Annotated in this window: 21 protein-coding genes; 9 read left to right on the plus strand and 12 right to left on the minus strand. The window is 65.8% G+C overall.

Annotated features, from left to right (window positions below; all coding sequences use genetic code 11):
* Positions 1-77 precede the first annotated feature (77 nt).
* Both ACETII_RS02150 and ACETII_RS02155 read left to right on the plus strand, forming a co-directional pair.
* The gene (locus ACETII_RS02150) at positions 78-5900 is read left to right on the plus strand and encodes an alpha-2-macroglobulin family protein (protein WP_472786934.1); all 5823 of its coding nucleotides are present in this window, start codon (positions 78-80) and stop codon (positions 5898-5900) included.
* Positions 5901-5911: 11 nt separating this feature from the next.
* Positions 5912-8134, plus strand: coding sequence for a transglycosylase domain-containing protein (locus ACETII_RS02155; RefSeq protein WP_472786935.1), 2223 nt, complete (start codon positions 5912-5914; stop codon positions 8132-8134).
* A gap of 19 nt (positions 8135-8153) precedes the next feature.
* On the opposite strand, the gene ACETII_RS02160 is transcribed toward ACETII_RS02155, so the two are convergent.
* Positions 8154-8918, minus strand: a complete 765-nt coding sequence (locus ACETII_RS02160) for a polysaccharide biosynthesis/export family protein (RefSeq protein WP_472786936.1) — start codon at positions 8916-8918, stop codon at positions 8154-8156.
* 336 nt (positions 8919-9254) lie between these two features.
* Here ACETII_RS02160 and ACETII_RS02165 point away from each other — a divergent pair, with 336 nt between their 5' ends.
* The 3 genes from ACETII_RS02165 (at position 9255) to ACETII_RS02175 (ending at position 10496) form a co-directional block, all read left to right on the plus strand.
* Positions 9255-9554 carry a hypothetical protein gene (locus ACETII_RS02165; protein ID WP_363349390.1) on the plus strand — a complete coding sequence of 100 codons (300 nt, stop codon included), beginning with the start codon at positions 9255-9257 and terminating at the stop codon, positions 9552-9554.
* 131 nt (positions 9555-9685) lie between these two features.
* Positions 9686-10033 (plus strand): hypothetical protein, encoded by a 348-nt coding sequence (locus ACETII_RS02170; protein ID WP_363349391.1) that lies wholly within the window; start codon positions 9686-9688, stop codon positions 10031-10033.
* Between the two features lie 64 nt (positions 10034-10097).
* Complete coding sequence (locus tag ACETII_RS02175; protein ID WP_363349392.1) at positions 10098-10496, plus strand: hypothetical protein; 399 nt, start codon at positions 10098-10100, stop codon at positions 10494-10496.
* Positions 10497-10510: 14 nt separating this feature from the next.
* On the opposite strand, the gene dapE is transcribed toward ACETII_RS02175, so the two are convergent.
* The 9 genes from dapE to rpmH all read right to left on the minus strand — a co-directional run bounded on the left by dapE (position 10511) and on the right by rpmH (position 17900).
* The gene (dapE, locus tag ACETII_RS02180; RefSeq protein ID WP_472786937.1) at positions 10511-11677 is read right to left on the minus strand and encodes a succinyl-diaminopimelate desuccinylase; all 1167 of its coding nucleotides are present in this window, start codon (positions 11675-11677) and stop codon (positions 10511-10513) included.
* 18 nt (positions 11678-11695) lie between these two features.
* On the minus strand, positions 11696-12175 hold the full coding sequence (locus tag ACETII_RS02185; RefSeq protein ID WP_472786938.1) for a hypothetical protein: 480 nt from the start codon (positions 12173-12175) through the stop codon (positions 11696-11698).
* Positions 12175-13032 carry a 2,3,4,5-tetrahydropyridine-2,6-dicarboxylate N-succinyltransferase gene (dapD, locus tag ACETII_RS02190; protein WP_472786939.1) on the minus strand — a complete coding sequence of 286 codons (858 nt, stop codon included), beginning with the start codon at positions 13030-13032 and terminating at the stop codon, positions 12175-12177. Before dapD ends, ACETII_RS02185 begins: the two co-directional genes overlap by 1 nt.
* A gap of 71 nt (positions 13033-13103) precedes the next feature.
* Positions 13104-13832 (minus strand): pyrimidine 5'-nucleotidase, encoded by a 729-nt coding sequence (locus tag ACETII_RS02195; RefSeq protein WP_472786940.1) that lies wholly within the window; start codon positions 13830-13832, stop codon positions 13104-13106.
* A gap of 8 nt (positions 13833-13840) precedes the next feature.
* Positions 13841-14710 (minus strand): acetylglutamate kinase, encoded by an 870-nt coding sequence (gene argB, locus ACETII_RS02200; protein WP_472786941.1) that lies wholly within the window; start codon positions 14708-14710, stop codon positions 13841-13843.
* A gap of 93 nt (positions 14711-14803) precedes the next feature.
* Positions 14804-15460 carry a ribosome biogenesis GTP-binding protein YihA/YsxC gene (yihA, locus tag ACETII_RS02205; protein ID WP_472786942.1) on the minus strand — a complete coding sequence of 219 codons (657 nt, stop codon included), beginning with the start codon at positions 15458-15460 and terminating at the stop codon, positions 14804-14806.
* A gap of 51 nt (positions 15461-15511) precedes the next feature.
* Complete coding sequence (gene yidC, locus ACETII_RS02210) at positions 15512-17293, minus strand: membrane protein insertase YidC (protein ID WP_363349399.1); 1782 nt, start codon at positions 17291-17293, stop codon at positions 15512-15514.
* Positions 17290-17727: a ribonuclease P protein component gene (gene rnpA, locus ACETII_RS02215; RefSeq protein ID WP_363349400.1), complete on the minus strand. Its 438-nt coding sequence runs from the start codon at positions 17725-17727 to the stop codon at positions 17290-17292. The genes yidC and rnpA overlap by 4 nt, the downstream gene beginning before the upstream one ends.
* Positions 17728-17765: 38 nt before the next feature.
* Positions 17766-17900 carry a 50S ribosomal protein L34 gene (rpmH, locus tag ACETII_RS02220; protein WP_165052887.1) on the minus strand — a complete coding sequence of 45 codons (135 nt, stop codon included), beginning with the start codon at positions 17898-17900 and terminating at the stop codon, positions 17766-17768.
* Between the two features lie 854 nt (positions 17901-18754).
* Here rpmH and ctrA point away from each other — a divergent pair.
* On the plus strand, positions 18755-19456 hold the full coding sequence (gene ctrA, locus ACETII_RS02225) for a response regulator transcription factor CtrA (RefSeq protein WP_363349401.1): 702 nt from the start codon (positions 18755-18757) through the stop codon (positions 19454-19456).
* A gap of 122 nt (positions 19457-19578) precedes the next feature.
* Here the strand turns inward: ctrA and ACETII_RS02230 are convergent, their stop codons facing one another.
* Both ACETII_RS02230 and chpT read right to left on the minus strand, forming a co-directional pair.
* Positions 19579-19959 carry a response regulator gene (locus tag ACETII_RS02230; RefSeq protein WP_472786943.1) on the minus strand — a complete coding sequence of 127 codons (381 nt, stop codon included), beginning with the start codon at positions 19957-19959 and terminating at the stop codon, positions 19579-19581.
* Positions 19960-20042: 83 nt separating this feature from the next.
* Positions 20043-20726, minus strand: coding sequence for a histidine phosphotransferase ChpT (chpT, locus tag ACETII_RS02235; protein WP_363349403.1), 684 nt, complete (start codon positions 20724-20726; stop codon positions 20043-20045).
* Between the two features lie 186 nt (positions 20727-20912).
* Here chpT and ACETII_RS02240 point away from each other — a divergent pair, with 186 nt between their 5' ends.
* From ACETII_RS02240 to ACETII_RS02250, 3 genes are all read left to right on the plus strand, one after another.
* Positions 20913-21743, plus strand: a complete 831-nt coding sequence (locus tag ACETII_RS02240) for a 3'(2'),5'-bisphosphate nucleotidase CysQ family protein (RefSeq protein WP_472786944.1) — start codon at positions 20913-20915, stop codon at positions 21741-21743.
* 134 nt (positions 21744-21877) lie between these two features.
* Complete coding sequence (locus ACETII_RS02245) at positions 21878-22468, plus strand: DUF1134 domain-containing protein (protein ID WP_363349405.1); 591 nt, start codon at positions 21878-21880, stop codon at positions 22466-22468.
* 171 nt (positions 22469-22639) lie between these two features.
* Complete coding sequence (locus tag ACETII_RS02250; protein WP_472786945.1) at positions 22640-23668, plus strand: hypothetical protein; 1029 nt, start codon at positions 22640-22642, stop codon at positions 23666-23668.
* Positions 23669-23720: the final 52 nt, after the last annotated feature.

Raw genomic sequence — 23720 nt, forward strand, 5'->3', positions numbered from 1 at the left:
CGCCATTCTTCCCTCTCCCCGCGCGCGGGGAGAGGGAAACGCGGAAGCACGCTGGTTCACGGATGAAAGTTGCTGCGATGAAGAAGACTTTGCTGCTTTGCCTGTGCGCGGCCTTTTCCTTTGCGACGCCCTCGCGCGCCGAGGCGCCGCCGGTCTTCGATCGCGCGCAGCGCGCCGATGGCGCGCGCATCGCGCCTGACCGCTTTTTGCGCGCCTATGATCCGCTCACCATCTTCTTCCCCGGCGACGTCGGCCCCAAGGCCGGCGGGCCTGAGGATACGCCCACGAAATACGCGACGATCACCCCGCAGCCCGCGGGCGACTGGCGCTGGATCGGCCCACGCGCCTTGCAGTTTCGCCCGGCCGAGGCGTGGACGCCGCTTGCGCGCGTGAGCGTCAGGAGCGGCGGCGACGAGCGCAAGCTCGTGGCGCTGCTGCCGACGCCCTCCTCCACCAATCCGGCGGCCGACGCCGAGCCGACGCCAGAACTGACGCAGATCGCGCTCACCTTCGCACAGCCGATCGACGCGGCGGCGCTCTCGCGCCTTGTCTCCGTGGAGCTGCGCCCGGCGCCGGGCGTCTCGCCGCAGGGCGGGCAGATGCTCAGCCCTTCCGCCTATGATATTCGGCCGCTTGAACGCGGCGCGCGCGGCGAAGAACAGACTTATGTCTTGCGGCTGCGCGACAGCATCGCGGACGGCCGCGTCGCCATTCTGCGTCTGAAGCTCTCCGACGAGCCCGGTCTCGACGACGAAACATACGAGCTGCGCATCCGCACCGCTCTGCCTTTCGCCGTTACGGAGGCCAGCTGCGGGCGCGGCTGGGACGATACGCATCTCGGCGGCGTGCTGCGCTGCGCGGCCAATGGATTCGCCCCGGCGCCCGAGAGCGGCGAGGAGGAAGGCGGCGACGTCGCCTCGACCTATGCCGCGGCGAACAAGCGCCGGCTGTCTCTTTCCTTCAACGCGCAGCCTGAAACGCTCGACATTTTGCGGGCGCGCGAAGCCTTGCGGATCACGCCGCCCGTCGACGACCTTGCCGTCGACGCCGACGGCAATCATCTCAGGATCGGCGGCAAATTCCTCTCCGACACGGTCTACGAACTCACCGTCGCGCCCGGCGCGATGAAAGACGGTCACGGGCGCGCATTGGCGGGAGCCTTCTCGCAGCGCTTCGCCTTCACGCGCGACATTCCCGCTTTGCAGTGGGACGCGGGCTATGGCCTCGCCGAGCGATTTGGCGCGCAGCTCCTGCCGTTGCGCGGCCGCGGCTACGACCGCGCCGATATTCGCATCCACGCCATTGATCCGCTCGCGCGAGATTTCTGGCCGTTCCCGCAACAGGGCGTCGAAACGATTGACGCCGAGGCGCCGCCGCTTCCCGGCAATGAGCCCGCGCGCTGGGCGGAGAGCGGCAATATCGAAGCCGAGGCGATCAAGGCGCGCATCAAGACATTGGGGTCGCCGGCCGTCTCGCGGCTCGTCGATCTGCCGATCAAGCGCAATGGCGCCGATGCGAAATTCGGCGTCGATCTGAAGGAAGATTTCGCGCGCATCGGCGGGCGCGAGCAGCCAGGAACCTATCTTGTCGGCCTGCGCGCGGTCGATCAGGACAAGCGCAAATGGCTGCGCGTTCAGGTCACGGACCTCTCGCTCTCGGCGATAGAGGAGCCGACGCGCGTGCGCTTCGCCGTCACCTCGCTCGCGACGGCGCAGCCGGTGAGCGGCGCGCAAGTTCGCGTCGAGGGCGTCAAGGACGACAAATTCATCACGCTCGCGACGGGAACGACGGACGAGAACGGCTTCTTCTCCTGGTCGCCGATCAAGCGCGGCGACGGCGAGCTGCGCCGCGTCGTCGTCAGTAAAGGGCTCGATACGCTCGTCATCGATCCCGACAGCGCGCCGTCCGAATACGCCAGGGAACTCTGGTCGAAGCCGGAGGCGGCGTGGCTCTCCTGGGTCTCCGAGACCGATACGCCGCGCGAAGAGAAAGCGCGCACGCTCTGCCACATCTTCTCGGAGCGGCCGATCTACCGGCCCGAGGAGCCGGCGCATATCAAGGGCTTCGTGCGCAGCTACAAGGGCGGCGCGCTCAGCCTCGCGAAGACCGGCGGCGCGCTCGTCGTCACGGGGCCGAACAATCAGGAATGGCGCATCCCGGTGAAGCTCGACGCGGCGGGCGGCTTCTATCACAAATTCGACGCGCAGACGCCGGCGACCGGCGACTATTCGGTCAAATTCGAGCCCGACGCGCCCAAGGCGAAGAAGGCCGAGAAGGATGACGCCGCCGACGCCGCCGAGGGCGAAGGCGCGGAGGTGGCGCAGGATACGTCCTGTGGGACATTCACGTTCAAGAAGGAAGCCTATCGCCTGCCGACCTTCGAGGTCGTGCTCAACGCGCCGCAGACGGTGGCGCTCGATACGACCTTCGACGTCGATCTGCTCGCCCGCTATTTCGCGGGCGGGCTCGCGGCGGATCGTCCGGTGAAATGGCGCGCGGCGCAATTCCCGCATGTTTTCACGCCGCCGAACCGCGAGGGGTTCCTGTTCTCGACCGATGCGCGCTTCTCCGGCGACGGCAAGTTCAAATCGACGGCCGTGCTCGAGCGCGACCAGCGCACCGACGCCGGCGGCGCCGCGCGCATGACCTTCGACACCACGATCGAACCGACCGCGCAGCCGCGCCGCTATTCGATCGAGGCGACCGTCACCGGCGACGACGGCGTTGAAGTGCGCAATGTGCAAAACGTCATCGCCTTGCCGCCCTTCGTGCTCGGCGTGAAAACGCCGCGCTATGTCGAACGGCCCGGCGCTGTCACGCCCGAAATCATCGCCGTGGACGGCAAGGGCGAGAGCGTCACGGGCCTCGAGATGACGCTGCGCCTCATCAAGCGCAACTGGATTTCGACGTTGCAGGCGAGCGACTTCGCCCAAGGCGCGGCGAAATATGTCACGCAGGTGCAGGACGAGACGGTCTTCGAGCAGAAGGTCGCCAGCGCCAAGGAGGCGCAGAAAATCGCGCTCGAAACAAAGAGCGCCGGCGTCTATCTCGTGCAGCTCGAAGCCTATGACCGCCTGAAGCGCCGGCAGCAGGTCAGCGTCGACTTCTTCGTCGGCGGCGACACGCCCGTGACATTCGCACGTCCGCCCGCGCAGTCGGCCACGATCACCACGGACAAGGAGAAATATGCGCCCGGCGAAACGGCGACGCTCGTCATTCAGTCGCCCTTCCAGAAGGCGCGCGCCCTCGCCATCGTGGAGCAGCCCAACGGCGTCTACGACTACAGCTTCGTCGACATCGACAATGGCTTCGGCCGCTTCCCGCTTACGGTGAAGAAGGAGCAATTGCCGAAGCTCGCCGTCCACTTCTTGATCATGCGCGGGCGGCTGGAGAACAGCGCCCCGCAGCCCTCCGCGAATTTCGACCAGGGCAAACCGGTCACCATCGCGGCGACGAAATGGATCGAGGTGACGCCCGTCAAGAACATCGTCAACGTCAAACTGGAGCATCCCGGCAAGGCGCGGCCCGGCCAGGAAGTGGAAGTGGCGCTGCGCCTGACGGACGACGCCGGCAAGCCGCTTGCGGGCGAAGCGACTTTCTGGCTCGTCGACCAGGCCGTGCTGTCGCTCGCCAAGGAGCGCCCGCTCGATCCGCTGCCGGATTTCATCGTCGCGCGTGAAACGAAGATGGCGGCGCGCGACACGCGCAACATGGCCTTCGGAGTCATTCCGCTCGAAGAGATCGCCGGCGGCGACGAAGAGCTGCAGGAATGGGGCGCAGAGAATAATATTTCCGTACGCAAGAATTTCACGCCCGTGCCGATCTATCTTCCGAGCGTGAAGGTGGGCGACAACGGCGTCGCCAAGATCAAATTCACGCTTCCCGATACGCTCACTGTGTTCAAGCTGCGCGCGAAGGCGGTGAGCGGCCCGGATCGCTTCGGCGCGGCGGGCGGCGAAATGCTCATCCGACAGGACCTCGTCGCCCAGCCCGCGCTGCCGCGCTTCATTCGTCCCGGCGACGCCTTCGACATCGGCCTCGTGGCGCGCATCGTCGAGGGACCGGGCGGCGCCGGCAAGGCGGCGATCGCGGCGTCCGCGTTGAAACTCGCGGGCGAGAGCAGCCGCAAGATCGAATGGCCGCCGAACCGTCCGGTGCGCGTCGATCTAAGCGCCGACGCGCCGGCGTCCTTGCAGGACAGCGCAAAGATAAATTTCCGAATCGAGCGCGACGCCGATCACGCCCGCGACGCGGTCGAGATCGACCTTCCGGTGAAGCCCGACCGTGAGCCGGCGGCGCGCTACGAGGTCGTCGAAATCGCCCCCGGCGAGACCAAGACGCTTGCGGCCGTCGGCGCCCCGATGCGCGCGAAAACCTTTTCCCGCGACATCGTCGTCGCGGCCGATCCTGCGATCGTCAAACTCGTCGCCGGTCTCAATATGCTCGTGGATTATCCCTACGGCTGCACCGAGCAGCGGCTTGCCTTGTCGCGCGCCGCTCTGTCGCTGAAGGGCTTCGCGCCAATCCTCGCAGCCGCGGGATTGCAGGACCGCGTCTCCGCGAGCGTGCGCAGCACGGCGCAGCAGATCGAGCAGTCGGTCGACGGCGACGGGCTTGTCGCCTTCTGGCCGCGGGCGCGCGGCAATGTGCTGTTGACAGCCTGGTCCTACGCCTTCCTCGCGCGCGCCGAACGCGCCGGCGAGCCGGTGGACGCCACGCTGCGCGATCGCCTCGCCAATATTCTGCGCCTCTCCCTGCGTTCGGATTACGCGCGCCTGCTCGGCGGCGAAGAGTTGCGCGAACGCGCGACGGCGCTCGCGGCGCTCGCGGAAGGCGGCAAGCTCGACGAGTCCTATGTCGCCGAATTCGCGCGCCGCGCCGATTTCCTGCCCAATGAAAGCGTCGCCGAGCTCGCGGCGGCGGCGGCGCGGCTGCCGGACGCCGATCAGCGCATTCTCGCCTCCCTGATGGAAACGATGTGGGGGCGCGTGAAATTTGCAAGCCGCAACGGCGCGCAGGTCTACGCCGGACAGGCGGGCGAACGCGCCTCGGAGTTGATCCTGCCCTCAGAGACGCGCAACCTCGCTGAAATGTTGCGCGCCGCCGCCCTCGCCGCGCCCGCCGACCCGCGCGCGCCGGCGCTGCGCGACGCGCTGCTGCGTCTCGGCGACGGCGACGGCTGGGGCACGACCAACGCCAACGCCAGCGCCATCGAAGCGCTCGCTGAAGGCTGGCGACGACCGGTGACGCCGCTCAACGTCGCCTTCGCGCAAGGCGGCGCGCCGCAGACGATGACGATCGACGCCAATAATCCTGTCGCGCGTCACATGAGCGAGACCGACGCGCCGCTGACCATCTCCAACACGTCCAACGCGCCGCTCGTGGCGCTTGTCGAGACGCGCTACATGCCGGCGGAGCCCGGCGCCAAAGCCGAAGCCGCGAGCGAGGGCTTCGTCGTCACGCGGCAGAGCTGGCGCGTGAAGAACGGCGAGGCGCCGCAAAAGCTCGACGCCGCCGATAGCGTGATCCGCGTCGCGCAGGGCGACGTCATCGAGGAGACGGCGGAGGTCGTGAACCCGGAAGATCGCACTTATGTTGCAATCTCTCTGCCGCTCGCGGCGGGCTATGACCCCTTGAATCCCAATATCGCCACGGCGCCCGCCGAAGCGCAGCCGTCGAGCGCCCCGACGCTCGCGCCGACATGGGTCTCCTATGGCGACGACCGCGTGCTCTACGCTTACGACTTGCTGCCCAAGGGCAATTACCGCTTCGCCTTCCGCCTCAAGGCGCAAACGGCGGGCGCTTACACGCAGCCGCCCGCGACGGCGGAGACGATGTATAAGAAAGGCGTTCGCGGCGCGAGCGCGGGCGCCCGGGTGGAGATCGCCAAAGCGCCATGAGAAAAGCGCGAATGAGCAGAGTTGCGCTCATCGCCGCCTGCGCCGCGACGGCGGCGGCGCTGTGCGGCGGAGCTCTGCTCTTCAGGGACGCCGCGGACGGCGCCGATCTTCGTGCGCCGCCGGCGACGCCGATCGTCTACGACCGCAACGGCGCCTATCTCACGCAGATCGGACATGCGACGCATGACGCGCGGGAAGGCAAGCGCATCGATTACGGCTATTGGCCGCTCGAAAGAATTCCCGAGCGCGTCGCGCGCGCCACGCTCATTCTCGAAGACCGCCGCTTCTCCTTGCATCCGGGCGTCGATCCCCGCGCCGTGCTGCGCGCCTTGTGGAACAATGTCGCGCACGACCGACGCGCCGAAGGCGCCTCCACCATCGCCATGCAGGTCGCGCGCATGCAGGCGCCCCGTCCCCGCACGCTGCTCAACAAGTTGCGCGAGGCGGCGACCGGCCTTCTCCTCGTCACGAAATACGGGCGGGAGGCGACGCTCGCCCATTATCTGCGTCTCGCGCCCTATGGGCTCGGCAGCCATGGCGTCGCGCATGCCGCGCGCCTTTATTTCGACAGGCCGATCGACGATCTCTCCTGGGCGCAGACGACGCTGCTCGCCGCCATTCCGCAATCGCCGGGCCGCATGAACCTCACGCGCGCAAGCGGCCTGAAGCTCGCCGTGGCCCGCGCGCGCTATGCGATCGACCAGCTCGAAAAGGACGGCGCGCTCGACGCCACGCAAGGCGAACTGGCCCGACGCGAACTCGCGGCCATGCGCCCATTCGCGGCGAAGCGCCGTCCCGAGGCGCTGCATCTCGCCTTGCGCTACGAGCGTCTGGCGCGCGAGGGCCGCGTGCGCGCGGCCTCCCGTTACGATCCGCGCATCCACGCGACGATCGACCTCGTCGTCGAAGGCGAGACCATGCGGCTTGCACGGCGTTATCTGTCGATCTTCCGTCACGCGGGCGCGCGGCAGGTTGCGGTGATGGTCGCCGAGCGCGGGTCCAACGCCGTCATCGCCGACGTCGGATCCGCCGATTACGACGATCCGCGCGCCGGCGCCTTCGATTTCACGCGGGTGATGCGCTCGCCGGGTTCGACGCTGAAGCCGTTCGTCTATGCCCTCGCCCTGGAGCGGGGCGCGCTGAAGCCGACCGATCTCCTCCAGGACATGCCCGAAGGCGCCTCCGGCGTCGCCAACGCCGACGGACTTTACCTCGGTCCGATGACGCCGCGGCAGGCGCTCGCCAATTCCCGCAATGTGCCCGCGACCAACCTCCTGCGGCGGGTGGGACTTCTCGCAAATTTCGACTTCCTCCACGAACTCGGACTGCACAATCTCGATGCGCCGGCGGAGAGCTTCGGAATTTCGATGGCGATCGGCGCCCTTCCGACGCGGCTCGAGGATTTGATGCGCGCTTACGCGGCGCTTGCCGACGACGGCGTCATGCGAGACCTTTCCTTTGCCGCGGATGAACGAAAAGGCCCGCCGCGTCGCGTGATGTCCATCGATACGGCGCGGCTCGTCACCTCGTTCCTTTCTGACCCACAGGCGCGTCTCCCGTCCTTCCCGCGTTACGGTCCGCTGGAATATCCTTTCGCCGTCGCTGTGAAGACGGGCACCTCGCAGAATTATCGCGACGCCTGGACCCTCGCCTTCTCCAATAGATACATCGTCGGCGTCTGGATCGGGCGCGCCGACGCCAGCGGCATGCGCGGCCTCGCCGGCGCCAATTCGGCCGCGCGTCTCGCCCATGCGCTGATGGCGGGGCTGCATGGCGCGCGGCCGGGGGAGATTGCGCCCGAGACCTTTCCGCCGCCGCCGGGGCGCGTCGCGGTCGATCTTTGCCGCGTCGACTCGGGTCCCGCCTGCCCGCTTTCCTTGCGCGAATGGGTAAAGCCGGAAGAAATCGCCGCCACGCCCAATGCGTCGACGCTGGCGCATCTGGACGATGCGGTTTCAGCAGACTCGGGCGCTCTCGTGATCGCCACGCCCGAACACAATATGCATGTGTGGCGCAACCCGGAGCAGCCGGCGGCGCTCAACAAGCTCGCGCTGAAACTCGCCAACGGCGCCGCCAATTCGCAGATCGTGTGGACCGTCGACGGCGCGCCTGTCGCGGTGGCGCAGGCGGATGAGACCGTCTTCTGGCCGATGACGGCCGGCGCGCACCGCATTCAGGCGCGGCTGGCGTTGGCGCCGGTCGCATCACGGCCAGTGCGCGTGACGGTCGAGTAACGCGCCCTTCTCGCCCGCCTTATCTTGCGACCTGTTGCCCGACCGACAAGCCCGTCTGCCCAACCGGGTTCAATTGCTGGAAGTAAGACATGCCGACTTTGAGGGCGGAATCGCCAACAACGATCACGTCTCCGGGCGCGACTTCGGGATCGTCGGCCTGTCCACTGCGGATAGCGGCGAGATCATAGGGGATCATGCTCCTCTGGCCGTCCACATTTCTAAAAACGGTGACACTATCCGAGGCCATGTTCCGGTCGAGGCCGCCCGCCTTCGCAATCGCCTGCTCGAGCGTGTCCCGCCCACGCAGCGGGTACACGCCCGGCGTCTTCACCGCGCCCTCCACGGTGACGCGGCGGCTGTTGTATTCCGTCACGACGACGGTGACTTGCGGCGACCGCATATAACCAGCGTCGAGGCGTTTCTGGATCTCGCGCTCCAGATCCGCTGAGGTCTTGCCTGCCGCAGGAGTGGCGCCGATCAGGGGAAGATTGATCGTGCCGTCCTCTGCGACCGGCACGGCCCTGGAAAGATCAGGCGCTTTGAAAACGGTTATCTGCACGACATCCATCGGCCCGATCATGTAGCTCGGGCCGCCGGGTTTGGAGGCGGCGACAACGCGGCTCTCGACTTTGGCGGCAGCTGTCTGTGGCTGATCCGGCGACGCCATGCTCGCCCCATCGCCGGGCATCCCATTGCAGCCGCCCAGTCCTGCGATGACCGCGCTGACGACAGCTACGGTCACGGTTCGGACTTTGTGCAGCGAAAGCTTCATGACTTCACCCAAATACATATCTGTCCAATCGTCAGAGTACGTCAGTTAAGGAACCCTTGAAAGCGCCTATTCTGCGGCATTTCTGATCACAATCGGCGAAGCGCGACGATCCGCCGTCGCCAGCCGCCACGCCGAGGCAGGAAAGTTGCATGGCGGCGGGGCGCGCGTCATCGCTCAACCCGCCCGACGCTACGCGCATCTACGTACGCCAATATGGCGCCGTCCTTCACCCGCTTGGGTGACATCCGGCGAGCCAAATTGGCGCCTATCGGCGTTTGCGGCCCCGCGCTAAGACCACGCGTGGAGGCTCGCAATCGGAGCTTCTCCTTAAATCCGAAGGGATTATTCATGAAGAAGCTGCTTCTCGTTTCGGCCGCTCTGGCCCTCTCCACCAGCTTTGCGTGCGCGCTCGACATCAGCCAGTCGCTTAAGCTGAACCAGTCGATCGGCGACACCTCGAAGGGCGGCTTCGCCCTCAACAAGGCTTTCGTTCTGCAGGCGCAAGTTCCCGTGAACACGACGTCGGGCAACGTCACGCAGAAGGCCGACATCGCCCAGTCGATCGGCGACACCACCAAGGGCGGCGAAGCCAAGAACAAGGCCGTCGTGATCCAGGCCCAGGTTCCGCTGAACTTCAGCGCCCCCTGATAATTGCCGCTCGAGCAATTAGTCCTAGCACCGAGTCGCGGCCGGCGACGGCCGCGATCTCAATGTAGGGCGCGACCGCGTCCCTGCCTGTCGTCGTCGCCGAGGCGGCGGAATAGAGAGCGGAGCGTAAAATGAAGAAATTTCTGCTTATTCCAGTTCTGTTGTGCGCTGGAGCCGCTCAGGCGCAGGCGCAGGCGCTCGGAAGCTTCATCAGCGTCAGCCCGAGCTTTATCGGCGTCAACATCAACAACCCGCTGCTGAGCGCCGTCGCGGGCGTGCAGTTCGGCCAGCACAACGACCTCGACGTCAAGCAGAATAGCCTGACCAATTTTGTCGGCGTGCAGCAGGTCTCCATCGGCAAAGCCGGCAGCTCGCAGTCGAACAACGCCGGCGTCACCCAGGTCGGCAATCAAAGCTACACGGGTCTCGGCCAGCACATCGAATCCTTGCCCCCGCTGCCGGGCTTGGGCCAGCCCTGATCAGTTGAATAAGGGCGATCGACGCCACAAGAAGACAGCGTAATGGCGGCGTGTGGGATAGGCCGTGTTCACATCTGACTGGGGTCGTATCGATCGTGAATGGCGCAGTTCGAAACGCGCCATTTTAGCCTACCACGTTGGAGGCTGGCGCAAGGGCGAGTCGCCGCTCGACGCTCTTGCGCGCGCCCTCGGCGTCGAAGCGGAAACCACCGTGTTGGAAGCGACCGACCGGACCGTTGAGCGCGACGAACTCCATCAGCTGTCCGCCTGTCTGGACACGGGCTGGATCGATCGGCCGGGGCTCAACATCGAAGAGAGCGTCGCTCTCGCCATTTCGCTGCTTAGCGAAAAACTCGCGGAAGTTCCCTCCGAAGTCCGAGCGTTTTTTGACGCGCCGCGCAAGCTCGAGCTGCTGCGGAGCCCTCGCGCCGAGAGGCTGGGCGATCCTCGCCGCTTCAATTAGCGGCAACGTCGCTCTCAAGAACGGGGGCGCAGGAAGTAGGCTTCCAATATTCGGTGATAAACCGCGGCCAGCGCGTCGATGTTCGCGATGGAGGCGTTTTCGTCGACCGCGTGGATTGTCTCATTCGTGAGGCCGAACTCCACCACCGGGCACGCGCGGGTGATGAAACGGGCGTCCGACGTCCCGCCGCTCGTGGACAGTTCCGGCGTCATTCCCGTCACTTCCTCCACAGCGCGCGCCACGAGTCCGGTGAACTCGCCCGGTTGGGTGATGAAGGACACGGCGTTGCTCGGCATGAATTCGACATCGACGCGCGCCTCCCCTGCCGCTTCCCTCACGACGTCGCGAATACGGTCACGCAAAGTCTCGAGCGTCCAGGCGTCGTTGAAGCGCACGTTGAACTGCGCGCGCGCCTCGCCGGGGATCACGTTCACGGCCGGGTTACCGACGTCAATCGAGGAAACTTCGAGATTCGTCGGATCGAAATGCGTCGTCCCGAAATCGAAGTCATGCGACGACAGGGCCGCGACGATCCGTGCGATCGTCGGCACGGGATTGTCGGCGCGATGCGGATAGGCGACATGGCCCTGCTTGCCGGAGACGCGAATCCTTCCATTCATCGAACCGCGCCGGCCGATCTTGATCGTATCCCCGAGGCTCGAAACATTGGTCGGCTCGCCGACGATGGCGTGGTCGAACCTCTCGCCCCGCGCCAGCGCCCAGTCGAGCATCTTCACTGTTCCGTTGATCGACGGGCCTTCCTCATCGCCCGTGATAAGGAAGGAGAGCGTTCCTTTCGGCGGGCCGTGGCGTTCGACGAAGGCGAGCGTCGCGGCGAGAAAGGCGCCGATCGCGCCCTTCATGTCGCTTGCCCCGCGACCGATGATGGCGCCGTCGACGACCTCGGCCGCGAAGGGATCGCGGCTCCAGCGCGAAACGTCGCCCGTGGGCACGACGTCGGTATGGCCGGCGAAGACGAGATGCGGCGCGCCGGACCCGATCTTGGCGAAGAGATTATCGACGTCCGACGTTCCGGGCTCGGAGAACGTCAGCCGATGAGTCTCGAAGCCAACGGTTTGCAGAGCGCGCGCCACCACATCGAGCGCGCCTGCGTCTTTGGGCGTAATCGACGGGCAGCGGATGAGATCGCGGGTGAGCGAAACGGCGCGAGAGACTGACATGCGCAGAAGGCCCTCTGCTCAAGCGTTGGCGTGGTCTTTCAATCCCAACTCGTAGAAGCTCCAGGCGACCACGGCGACAAGCGCCGCGTCCACGCCCCAGACCCAAAAGCGCGGCATCACTTCGGCGACGCGCGGTTGCAGCCAATGCGTCGCGCCGGCGATGAGCGCGACGAGCGGCGCGAGACCGGCGAAGGCGACGGGCGCGGCGCGGCCGAGGTCACGAAAGCGCTTGGCGGAAAGATTCACATAGCTCACCGCCAGGAGCAGGATCACGAAGGAATAGAAGATGACGAAGGCGTAAGCGACGGCCGTCATCGGCATGAAGAAGGGGTCTCTCGCCAGATCGTGATCCGTGTAGGGCGCAAGCGCAAGCCAGACGAGAAAGAAGGGCGCGAGGATCGCCGCGAGCGCGCCCGCGCCTTTGAGCCAGGTTGCGCGGTCGATGCGCCCCTGCTCGGTGCGGTAGAGAAAGCGGATGCGCTCGCGATCGATCGCCATCAGTCCCTCAGCAATTCATTGATGCCGGTCTTGGAGCGCGTCTGTGCGTCGACCGTCTTCACGATCACGGCGCAGTAAAGCGACGGTCCGGGCGTTCCGTCGGGCAGCGGCTTGCCGGGAAGGCTCCCCGATACGACGACCGAATAAGGCGGCACAAAGCCGACATGAACCTTCCCGGTCGCGCGGTCGATGATCTTGGTCGAAGCGCCGATGAAGACGCCCATGGACAGCACCGAACCCTTGCCGATGACGACGCCCTCGACCACTTCCGAGCGCGCGCCGATGAAGCAGTCGTCCTCGATGATCGTCGGATTGGCCTGCAGGGGCTCCAGCACGCCGCCGACGCCGACGCCGCCCGAGAGATGGACATTCTTGCCGATCTGCGCGCAGGAGCCGACCGTCACCCAGGTGTCGACCATGGTCCCGGCGTCGACATAGGCGCCGAGATTGACAAAGGAGGGCATGAGAATCGCGCCCGGCGCCACATAGGCCGAGTGGCGCACGATCGCGCCCGGCACGGAGCGGAAGCCCGCCGCCGTATGCTCGGCCGCGCCCCAGCCCAAAAATTTGGAGGGCACCTTGTCCCACCAGGTGGCGCCGCCGGGGCCGCCCGGGATCACCGACATGTCATTCAGGCGGAAGGAGAGCAGCACGGCCTTCTTGAGCCACTGATTCACCTTCCAGGACTGAGGCCCCTCCTCGCCTTCGATCTTCTCGGCCACCCTCAGCTTGCCGGAATCGAGCAGGCGCAGCGCGCTGTCGACGGCGCGGCGGATGTCGCCCTGGGTTTCCGTATTGATGTTGGCCCGGTCTTCAAAGGCGGCGGTGATGAGGGTCTCGAGTCCCGTGTGCGGCATGAACGTTCCGTGCGAAGTGAAAAAGCTCGGCTGGTTGTAGGGGTACGGCGGGGGGAGTCAACCGGAGCCTGTCACCTGGCCAGCGCCTCCAGAAACCCGACGAGATCATTCGTCACAAAATCCAGATGCGGCTCCTCGCCCGTCGCGATCTCCCAGGCCTCGCGTTCAACCTCCTCCCCCACCGCTGGCGCGACCAGCACCGTCGTCATGCCGCGCGCATGGGGCACGATGAGATTGCGGGGAAGGTCCTCGAAGAGCGCGGCGCGTTCGGGGTCGACTTTGAGATGGGCGAAGAAGCGCTCGTAAGCGGCCTCCTCGGGCTTGGCGATAAAATCGGCGGCGATGATGTCGAATATGTCCTCGAAGAGATGATCGATCCCGAGCTGCTTGGCGGTCTCGATCGCATGATGGCGCGACCCATTGGTGAGGATCAGCTTGCGGCCCGGCAGCGCGGCGATCGCCTCGGCGAGCGAGTGATTATGCGCAAGCGACGAGCGGTCGATGTCGTGCACGAATTTCAGATACACTTCCGCGTCGATATCGTGCTCGATCATGAGCCCGCGCAGCGTCGTGCCGTAGCGCAAGTAATAATGCTTCTGCAGCGCCCGTAGCGAGATCGCGTCGAGGCCGAAAAGCCGCATCATGAAAAGCGTGATGCGCGCGTCGATCTTGGGCCAGAGGTCGGCTGTCTGCGGATAGAGCGTATTGTCGAGATCGAACACCCATGTGTCGATATGCGCGAAGCGGTCCTTGAGCGCCTTCTCCCCGCTTGCGGGTGGAGCGTCAAAGTGAGGGGCCAATGGTTTCTTCACCGCGTGATCAGCGTGCCCGCGCCGTGATCGGTGAGCAGCTCCACGAGCACCGCATGCGGCAGTTTGCCGTCGAGGATAACGACGCCTTCGACGCCGCGCTCGATCGCGTACATGCAGGTTTCGACCTTCGGGATCATGCCCCCCGTAATGGTGCCGTCGGCGATGAGGCCCGGAATGTCGGCGACCTTGAGCTCCTCAATGAGCTTCTTCTCCTTGTCGAGCACGCCCGGCACGTCGGTCAAGAACAAAAGGCGCTTGGCGCCGAGGGCGCCGGCGATGGCGCCGGCGAAAGTGTCGGCGTTGACGTTGAAGCTCGCGCCGCCCGGCCCCTGCGCCACCGGCGCCAGCACCGGGATGAGCTCGCGGCCGAGCACCTGGTCGAGCACCGTCGTGTCGACCTTGTCGGGTTCGCCAACATAACCCAGATCGACGCCGTCGGGGCGCTCGAGTTTCTTGGCCGTGACCATGCGGCCGTCCTTGCCGGTGAGGCCAATGGCGCGGCCGCCCACCGCATTGATGTAGCCGACGATCTGCTTGTTGATGGCGCCGGCGAGCACCATCTCGACAATGCCCATGGTCTCGCCGTCGGTGATGCGCAAGCCGTCGGCGAAGCGGGATTCGACGCCCAGTCGCTTCAGCATGGCCCCGATCTGCGGCCCGCCGCCATGCACCACCACCGGGTTCACGCCGGACTGTTCGAGCAGCACCATGTCGCGCGAGAAGTCGCGCGCCACCTCGTCGTCGCCCATGGCGTGGCCGCCGTATTTCACAACGACAATGGCGTCGTCGTAGCGCTGCATATGCGGCAGCGCCTGCATCAGAATCCGGGCCTGTTCGAGCGCGCTGTCGGCGGGGTGCGTGGTCATGAGGCGTCCTGACGGTTTAGCGCCTCCCTCTCCCGCATCGCGGGAGAGGGCTGGGAGAGGGCGGTGCGAACTAGCCCGTTCGAACCTTCATATTCAAGCCCCTCGTTCGGCGAGCAGCTTCGCCACGGCCCCCCGCAGCGCGGCGATCCCCTCCCCAGTATGCGACGAGGTGAAGAGAATGTCTGGAAAGGCGGCCGGGCGCTTGGCCAGGGCCTCGACGGTCGCCGCGAGGACGCTCTCCCGCTCGGCGGCCTTCAGCTCGTCATGCTTAGTCAGGACGACCTGATAGGAAACGGCGGACTGGTCGAGAAGATCCAGCATCTCGGCGTCGACCGGCTTCACGCCGCGGCGTCCGTCGATCAGCACGAAGACACGGGTGAGCGAGGCGCGGCCCCTCAGATAGTCGCGCATCAGCACGCCCCAGCTCGCGACCTTCTCCTTGCCGACCGCCGCATAGCCATAGCCCGGCATATCGACGAGGCGCAAACGTTCGGCGCCAGGCGCGCCGCCGAGCGCGAAGAAATTGAGTTGCTGCGTGCGCCCCGGCGTATGAGAGACGCGCGCGAGCGTCTTGCGGTTGGTGAGCGCGTTGAGCAGCGACGACTTGCCCACATTGGAGCGGCCCGCAAAGGCGATCTCCGGCGGGCCCAGCGGCGGCAGATCGCCGGCCTTTGCGCTCGCGAAAATGAATTCGCAAGGGCCGGCGAAGAGGATGCGGCCGTCCTCGAAAAAATCGGGCTCGTCGGTCATCGTCTGCTTGAAAAGCCTTGCGGCCGGGAGGTCGTCCCGGCCGCTTGAATGTTACGCCATGCCGAAAGTCTTGCGGAGATTGTCCCACAATTCGAACTTCACGCCGGCGCGCTTCATGATGACGCCCTGCTGGATGATGGAGAGCAGGTTGTTCCACGACCAGTAGATGATGAGGCCGGAGGCGAAGCTGCCCATGGTGAAGGTGAACATCACCGGCATCCAGGCGAACATGGTGCGCTGGATTTCGTCGGTTGGCTCGGGATTCATCTTCATTTGCAGCCACATGGTGACGCCCATCACCAGCGGCCACACGCCCAGCGCCAGATACGGCCCGAAAATCGCGACGTGCGTCGGATCGAAGGGCAGCAGGCCGAACAGGTTGAAGATATTCGTGGGGTCGGGCGCCGAGAGGTCCTTGATCCAGCCGAAGAAGGGAGCGTGGCGCATCTCAATCGTGACCACGAGCACCTTATAGAGCGAGAAGAACACCGGAATCTGCAACAGCACCGGCAGACAGCCGCTCGCGGGATTGACCTTCTCCCGCTTGTAGAGCTCCATCTGCTCCATGTTGAACTTGTGCTTGTCGTCGCCGTATTTTTCTTTCAGCTCTTTGATCTTGGGCTGAATCTCCTTCATCTTGGCGATCGACTTGTAGCTCTTGTTGGCGAGCGGCAGGAAGGCGAGCTTCACAATAACCGTCACCGCCAGGATCGCGAGGCCGAAATTGCCGAGCACGCGATAGAGGAAGTCGATCAGGCGGAACATCGGCCGCGTGATGAAATAGAACCAGCCCCAGTCGATGAGGAGGTCGAAGCGCTTCAGGCCCGGGTTCGCCTTATAGGCGTCGAGCGTATCGACTTCCTTGGCGCCGGCGAAGACATAAGCCGTCGTCTCGGCGGTCGCGCCGGGCTCGATCGTCTTCGGCTCGGTGACGGTCGCGGCCTGATAGGTCTTGGTGGCGCCGCCCATGGCGACATAGCGGGCCTCGATCGAGGCGTTCTGGTCGGGCGCGACCACGGCGCCCCAATATTTGTCGGTGAGGCCGACCCAGCCGCCAACGCCCTTGAAGGTCTTGGTGGCGTCGGGCTCTTTCTCGATCTTGTCGTAGTTGAGCTCTTCGGCCTTGTCGCCGATGACGCCGGTGAAGCCCTCGTGAAGGATGGCGTAGCCGGAGGACGGCGGACGGCCGATGCGGTTGATGCGCGAATAGTTGTACAGCGTGACGGGCCTGCCCGCCTTGTTCTCGACGCTGTCCTTGACGGTGAAGAGATATTCGTCGTCGACCGAAATCACCCGCTTGAAGACGAGGCCCTGGCCATTGTCCCAGGTGAGGGTCACCGGCTTGCCGGAGGTGAGCTTGTCAGAGTCGGCCGTCCACAGCGTTTCCGTCGTCGGCAGCGCGGGCGCGTTCTCCGTCTCGCCGGTCACGAAACCCATCTCGGCGAAATACGGGCTCGGCCCATATTCCGGCGACAGCAAAGTGATGATGGGGCTCGTCGGGTCGACCGTCTGGCGATAGTGCTTGAGCGAGACGTCGTCGATGCGGGCGCCTTTGAGCGCGATGGAGCCGGCGATCGACCGCGTGTCGATCGTCACGCGCGGGCTCAGCGCCAGAGCCTCCTCGCGCGTGCGCACGGCGGGCGTCGCGGGCGCAGCGACGCCCCCGGCCTGCTCGGGCGCGCCGAGCTTGGGCGCCTTCGCCAATTTCATCTGCTGGGTCTGCGCCTGCTTCTGCCGCTCGAACTCGGGGAAGGCGTAGAAATAATCCCACAGCCCGATGAAGATCAGCGAGAGCGCCGCGGCCATGAGCATGTTCTTGGTGTTTTCGGTCATGACGCCGCAGGCCTGTCTTTCTGTTTGCGCCGTTGGTTCGCAGCGTGGCGCTCGTCGAGCCGCGCGAATCCTTCGGCCATTTGTGTGACGATTTCGGCAAAGGGCGCGTCGAGCGCCCCCCGCCGGGCGACAAACACGTAATCGCGGCCGGGCCGCGCGCCAAGGTCTCCGCTGACGCGAAGCGCCTCTTTGAGGCGACGGCGGATGCGGTTGCGCCCGACGGCTCCCGCGACCTTCCGGGTCACGGTGAAGCCGAAACGGGCCTCGGCCGCTGATTCTTCTTCCGTCGCGTCGCGGCCCGCCATCTGGAGGGTAAACGCACGCGCCGAAAAGCGCGCGCCGGTTTTCGACGCACGCACGAAGTCTTGGCGTCGACGCAGGCGCGTCGGCTTTTTCGTCAACGTCCGCGGTTCGGCGGGAACGTCCGTCGTCATCTGGGCGTCCGCCTTTTCCGTCGTTCCGCCGAGCCGGGTCAGGCCGAGAGGCGCTTGCGGCCGCGAGCGCGACGCGCGGCGATGACAGCGCGGCCGCCCACGGTGGCCATGCGCGCGCGGAAGCCGTGACGGCGCTTGCGCACGATTTTGCTGGGTTGATAAGTTCTCTTCACGAAACGTCTCCGCTGGCGATGCTGAAGCCTTTTAGGCCTCGGCCCGTCTTCCTTGCCCCGCCGATCCTTTCCGCGCCAAACGCGCGCGGGCGTCAGGACGCCGAGGCGACAAAACAGATGGACGCCGCCCCTCTCGGAGCAGCGCCGCGCGACGCATATAGGAGAAAGGCTCAGCGCAAGTCAATGACGCGCCTTTAGCCTTTCGCGCCATTTGTCCGGCGGCTCACGCCTGAGGTCAAGGTGTGCGCTGCGCCCTCACACGGCTTCATCACGACGCCCCTCTCGGGGCCCGCGACCCAGCCCGGCGCCCTCGCCTGGCGCCTCATTGTCAGCGCTCCCCTGCCCTAGAAAAGCCAGCTCGATCTGCCCGGGCCGAGCGATGGCTCCATCACCGTCGTCGGCCTTCAGACCAAGACGCCGGCGGGCGTCGTCGACCCGCTCGAGAAGGCCGGCCCGAACGCCCGACCGCATCGTCCAGGGTGAGCGCGACGATTTAGGAAACCGCGTAGCCCGGCAATCTCTTAGGTGAAGACGGCACGTAGTTCCCCGTATTGAATATTTTTGTCTTTGCGCCCGCGACTCACGAGGGCGTATAGATGGATTGTGGCGACTGATTCGCGATCGCGGACCCGAGTCGCCCGTTCGACCCAGTTGCGTCTCGCGCGTTACTCGCCCTGGGCCCAAGCTTAAGACTTTGGGCGGCAGTGCGGGCGCAAGTGAAGGTTTATTAACCAATTCCGCTTACCGTCGGAAACTAGACGGGAAGAGTCGCAGGCCAGGGGGCTGGCGTGCGGCCGATGCGCGCCCGCTACGGCGCCGTGTCGTTGATTAATGGAGCTCGGTGGGGACCCAACATGCGCGTTTTATTGATCGAGGACGACAGCGCGACGGCTCAAAGCATCGAGCTCATGCTCAAATCCGAAAATTTCAATGTCTATACGACGGATCTCGGCGAGGAAGGCATCGACCTCGGCAAGCTCTACGACTACGACATCATCCTGCTGGATCTGAACCTTCCCGACATGTCGGGATATGAGGTTTTGCGCTCGCTGCGCGTCGCCAAGGTAAAGACCCCCATTCTGATTTTATCCGGCCTCGCCGGAATCGAGGACAAGGTGAAGGGCCTCGGCTTCGGCGCCGACGACTATCTGACGAAGCCCTTCCACAAGGACGAACTCGTCGCCCGCATCCACGCCATCGTCCGTCGCTCCAAGGGCCATGCGCAGTCGGTCATCACCACCGGCGACCTCATCGTCAATCTCGACCAGAAGACCGTCGAAGTCGGCGGCGTGCGCGTGCATCTGACCGGCAAGGAATATCAGATGCTGGAGCTGCTCTCGCTGCGAAAGGGCACAACGCTGACCAAGGAGATGTTTCTCAATCATCTCTACGGCGGCATGGACGAGCCGGAACTCAAAATCATCGACGTCTTCATCTGCAAGCTGCGCAAGAAGCTCGCCAACGCCAGCGACGGCCGCAATTATATCGAGACGGTCTGGGGTCGCGGCTATGTGCTGCGTGAGCCGAACGAGGCCGACGAGCGCATCACGGCGTAACACGGCAGGAGCCCTTTTTCCCGCCTCCTGCTGAGACGCGCGCTTTGTTGGCCTTTGGATGAGGGCCTCAGCGCCCCGTTGAGAAGCCGCTCAGGGTCGTCTTCGTGACGCGCAAGGGGGCGTCAGCGCCGAAGCGTCAAGACGATTCCCATCTCCCAAAACTTCGACCGCAAACGGTCCTGGTCGAAGGGCTTCAACATGTATCCGTCGGCGCCGGCGCGCAGGGCGCGGGCGATACGGCCGACGTCGTTCTCAGACGTGCAAAAGACGACCTTTGGGATCTCGCCGCCCGGCATCCGGCGAAGCGCGCGCAAAAATTCTACGCTGTCGGCGCCGGGCATATTCCAGTCGAGCAGTATCGCGTCGGGCATTCGCTCTTCGCATGCGATAAGACCGCTCTCGCCATCCGCCGCCTCGCGCGTGCGCAGATCGACGCCTTCGAGGATTCGACGGGCCACTTTTCGCACCACAGGCGAATCGTCGACCACGAGGACCTGTTTCATCTGGCGCGCCCCTGCCGCCGCGCATCTCGCGGCGATGCGCGCAGTATCGGCGCAGGCCGGTTAAAGAAGCGGAACCCGAACCGTTACGCGACAGCGCTTTGCGGCGCTTCCACCTCGTCCGAGGCGGCCGCCGGCCGGGCTTCGATGCTGATGAGCTCCGGTTCGGTCGCGACTGTGATGGCGAGATTGCATGCCTTTGCGACGAGACCCGTGTAGTAGGGCTGGATGGCGCGGGCGTCGATGGCGCTGTCCTCCGCTTCGCCGGCGAGAAGCGCCGGAAGATGCGCCGCCAGACGCGCATTGACGCCGCGCGCCTCGACCTTGAAGGAAATGGAGTCGTCCGCTCCCGTCGAGGAGACGGAGATCACGCCGCCGCGGGGGATGGCGGCGTCGGCGAGCAGGCAAAGATTGAGCAGCAGCTTTACCTTGTTTTTGGACATCAGAACGCGCGGCACGCTCCAATTGAGCTGCGTGCGCTCATCGGCGAGAAGCTGACGGGTGACGAGCTCCGCGTCGCCGGTGTCGATCGAGGCCCCCTTGGAGCCGGCGGCGCCGAAGGCGAGGCGGCAGAACTGAAGGCGCGCCGACGCCTCATTGGCGGAGGATTTGATGAGCGCCAGCGCATGGCCGCGCATCTCGGCGTCCTTCTCCTCCTCCAGCACTTCGAGCCCGTTGACGATCGCGCCGACGGGTGAAATCACGTCGTGGCAGACTCGCGACGACAGCAAGGCCGCGAGATCGAGAGCGTCGAGCGAGAAGTTGGTCATAAGGCAATCCCGGAGGCGCGCGGCGCCGCTTGCTGGTGAGAAGACAATCAAGGATCTTTGCTGCGTAACGCGAACAGGCACGCTTGCGACGAATCACTGTATTTCGTCTTGTGCAAGGGTAACCGCGGCCGCGCGGATTGCAAATTGCGCGCCCTATGTTCGTAAACAAAGCTTGAAAGAGCGGGCATGATCGACGATTACGCGCCTCCCGCCGAGCGCCGGCGCCTCGCGCGGCTTTTTGGCGAGCTCGTCGCCGGCGCAGGCGCGCTGGCGATGGACGTGCTGGCGCGGCCGCAAATCGCCTCGCGCCTCAAGGACGATCATTCTCCGGTCACCGAGGCGGATCAGCGCGTCGAGGAGTATCTTTTGGCCGCCCTGGCCCGCGCGCTTCCGGGGCTGGCTGCGGTCGCCGAGGAAAGCGCCGCGCGCGGGACAAGCGCGGCCCATGGCGGCGTCTTTCTGCTCGTCGATCCCATCGACGGCACGCGCGAGTTCCTCGCGCGCAGCTCGGAATTCACCATCAATGTCGCTCTGATCGTCGACGGCGCGCCGGCCGCGGGGGCGGTGGCGGCGCCGGCGCAGGGCCGAGTCTGGTTCGCCGGCGCTGACAGCTTCGTGGCCGACGCCGCGCCTGGCGGCCGCCTGCCGGCGCCGCAAGACTGGCGGCTTCTGCGCACGCGCAAAGCGCCCGAGGACGGGCTCACCGCGCTCGTCTCTAAATCGCATCTCGACGCCGAAACGGCGGCCTACGTCGCGCGCCTTCCCGTCGCGGCGCGCAAGTCGGTCGGATCGTCGCTGAAATTCTGCGCCCTCGCCGAGGGGACGGCCGACGTCTACCCGCGTTTCGGCCCCACCATGGAGTGGGACACCGCCGCGGGCGACGCGATCCTCCGCGTGGCGGGCGGCGTGACGCTCGATCCGGCGGGCGCGCCGCTTCTCTACAACAAGGCGGCCGCAAACTACCGCAACGGCCCCTTCATTTCCTGGGGCGATCCTGCGGTCGCAACGCTTTATTAACGACGCTGCGCGACTCTTCCGCCATGCGTGACGTCCGGCGCCGCCGCGACGCCGAGGCGCCGCGCGACGGCCGCATTCCGCGCCGATCCGTCACTCGGCCCGCCACCGTTTGCGTATTGGAGTTTCAAGCGATCATGAGCGCCTGGCATCGTCCCTCGTCCCGCCGAGATCTCTTTCGCTTTGCAGCCTCGGCCGCCGCCTGCGCCGCCCTGCCCGGCCTGGCGCGCGCCAATCAAAGACCCGAGGCCTTTACGAGCGGCGAAATCGTCGAGAACGGCCACCGCTTCTTCGGCTCCATTTCGCGCGGGCTCGCCGAAGGCCTCGAGCAGGCCAATAAGAAATGGGGCCGCCCCAACGCCTATATTCTCGGCCAGGAGGCCGGCGGCGCCTTTGTCGGCGGGCTACGCTACGGCGAGGGCAAGATGTTCACCCGCAACGCGGGCCAGAAGCCGGTTTTCTGGCAGGGTCCCTCCATCGGCCTCGACGCCGGCGCCGACGGCGACCGCACGATGATGCTGGTCTACAATCTTCCGGACGTGGAGGCGATCTACCGCCGCTATGCGGGCGTCAACGGCTCGGCCTATCTCGTCGGCGGCCTGGGCTTCACCGCGCTCAACAATGAAGAGGTCGTGGTCATGCCGGTGCGCGCAGGCCTCGGCGCGCGACTCGGCCTCGCGCTGAGCTATTTGAAATTTACCCCGGATTCGACCTGGAACCCGTTCTGAGACGAAGGACCGCTCCGCGCCCGGGCGCGAAGAGAGGGCGCGCCGCCAGCGGCCTGGGCGAGTCTTAAGCTAAATCTGAGCCGTTGATTTTTTGATTTCGCCGGCCAGTCGTGGCACTCTCGCGCGCGTCCCGCAGGCGAATAGGGCGCACGGCGGCGCGAGGTTGGCGTCTTGATTGAACAGGCAATGTATTTCGCGCTCGGCTTTCTCGTCGCCGGGCTGATCACGCTTCTGTTTCTGCCGGCCTTCTGGCGGCGCGCCATGCGCCTGTCGATGCGCCGGCTGCAAATGCTCGCCCCCATGTCCATGGAGGAGGTGATCGCCGAGCGTGACCTGCTGCGCGCGGAATTCGCCGTACGCGAGCGCCGGATGGAGCAGGAGATAGAGGCGGTGAAGGCCTCGAAGGCCTTCGATCTCGCCGCCATCGGCCGCCACGCATCGCGCGTCGCGCAGGCCGAAGCGCAGCTCAAGAAGGCCGAGGCCGACAACCGCGACATGGCGGTGGCGCTGGGCGAGGCGCAGAAGGTCCTTGCCGAGCGCACCGATCTCCTGCGCTCGACCGAACTCGCCCTGATCGAAATGACCGAGCGCGCCGACCGCGACGTCGAGCGTCTGCGCCTTCTCGAATCCGACAAGGAAGAGCTCGGCCGCGAGAAAGAGGCGCAATCGACCAGGGTCGTCGCCCATGAAGCGAAGATTGGCGCGTTGCACGAACAAAACGCCAGTCTGCAGCGTGAGCTCGAAGCGCTGAAACAGGACTATGAGCGCGTCGCCGCCGAGGCCGCGCGCACGCCGGGGCTCGCCAAGCATCTTGCCCACAAGAACGACGAGCTCGAGACCGCACAGCGCGAATACGCCGCCCTCTTGAAGGAGCGCGACGAGACCCGCGCCGAACTCGCCGCCGAGCAGGAGCGCCGGCGCAACGAGGCCGATTCTCTCGAAAACGCCCTGCGGCTGGCGCGCAACGAGGCGCGCAGCGCGGCGGACAGGCTCGAAGCCACGCGCGCCGACAACGCCATGCTTCACGGCGCGGTCGAGGCGTTGCGCGCCGAACGCGCGCATCAGCGGCGCAATGGCGGGACCGCCGCGACAAGCGAGCCGGCGTCTCAGGCGGATGTCGTGGCGCTGCGGGAAACTCTAACGGACTTCGGAACGCGCGTCGCGGAACTCGCGGAAACCACGCCGGAACGGGTCGAGTAGGTCGCTTGACCGGGCGGCGAGGCTTTGGGACAAGGGTCGCAACGTCACGTTC

Source organism: Methylocystis sp. NC52PC (genome assembly GCF_055698645.1).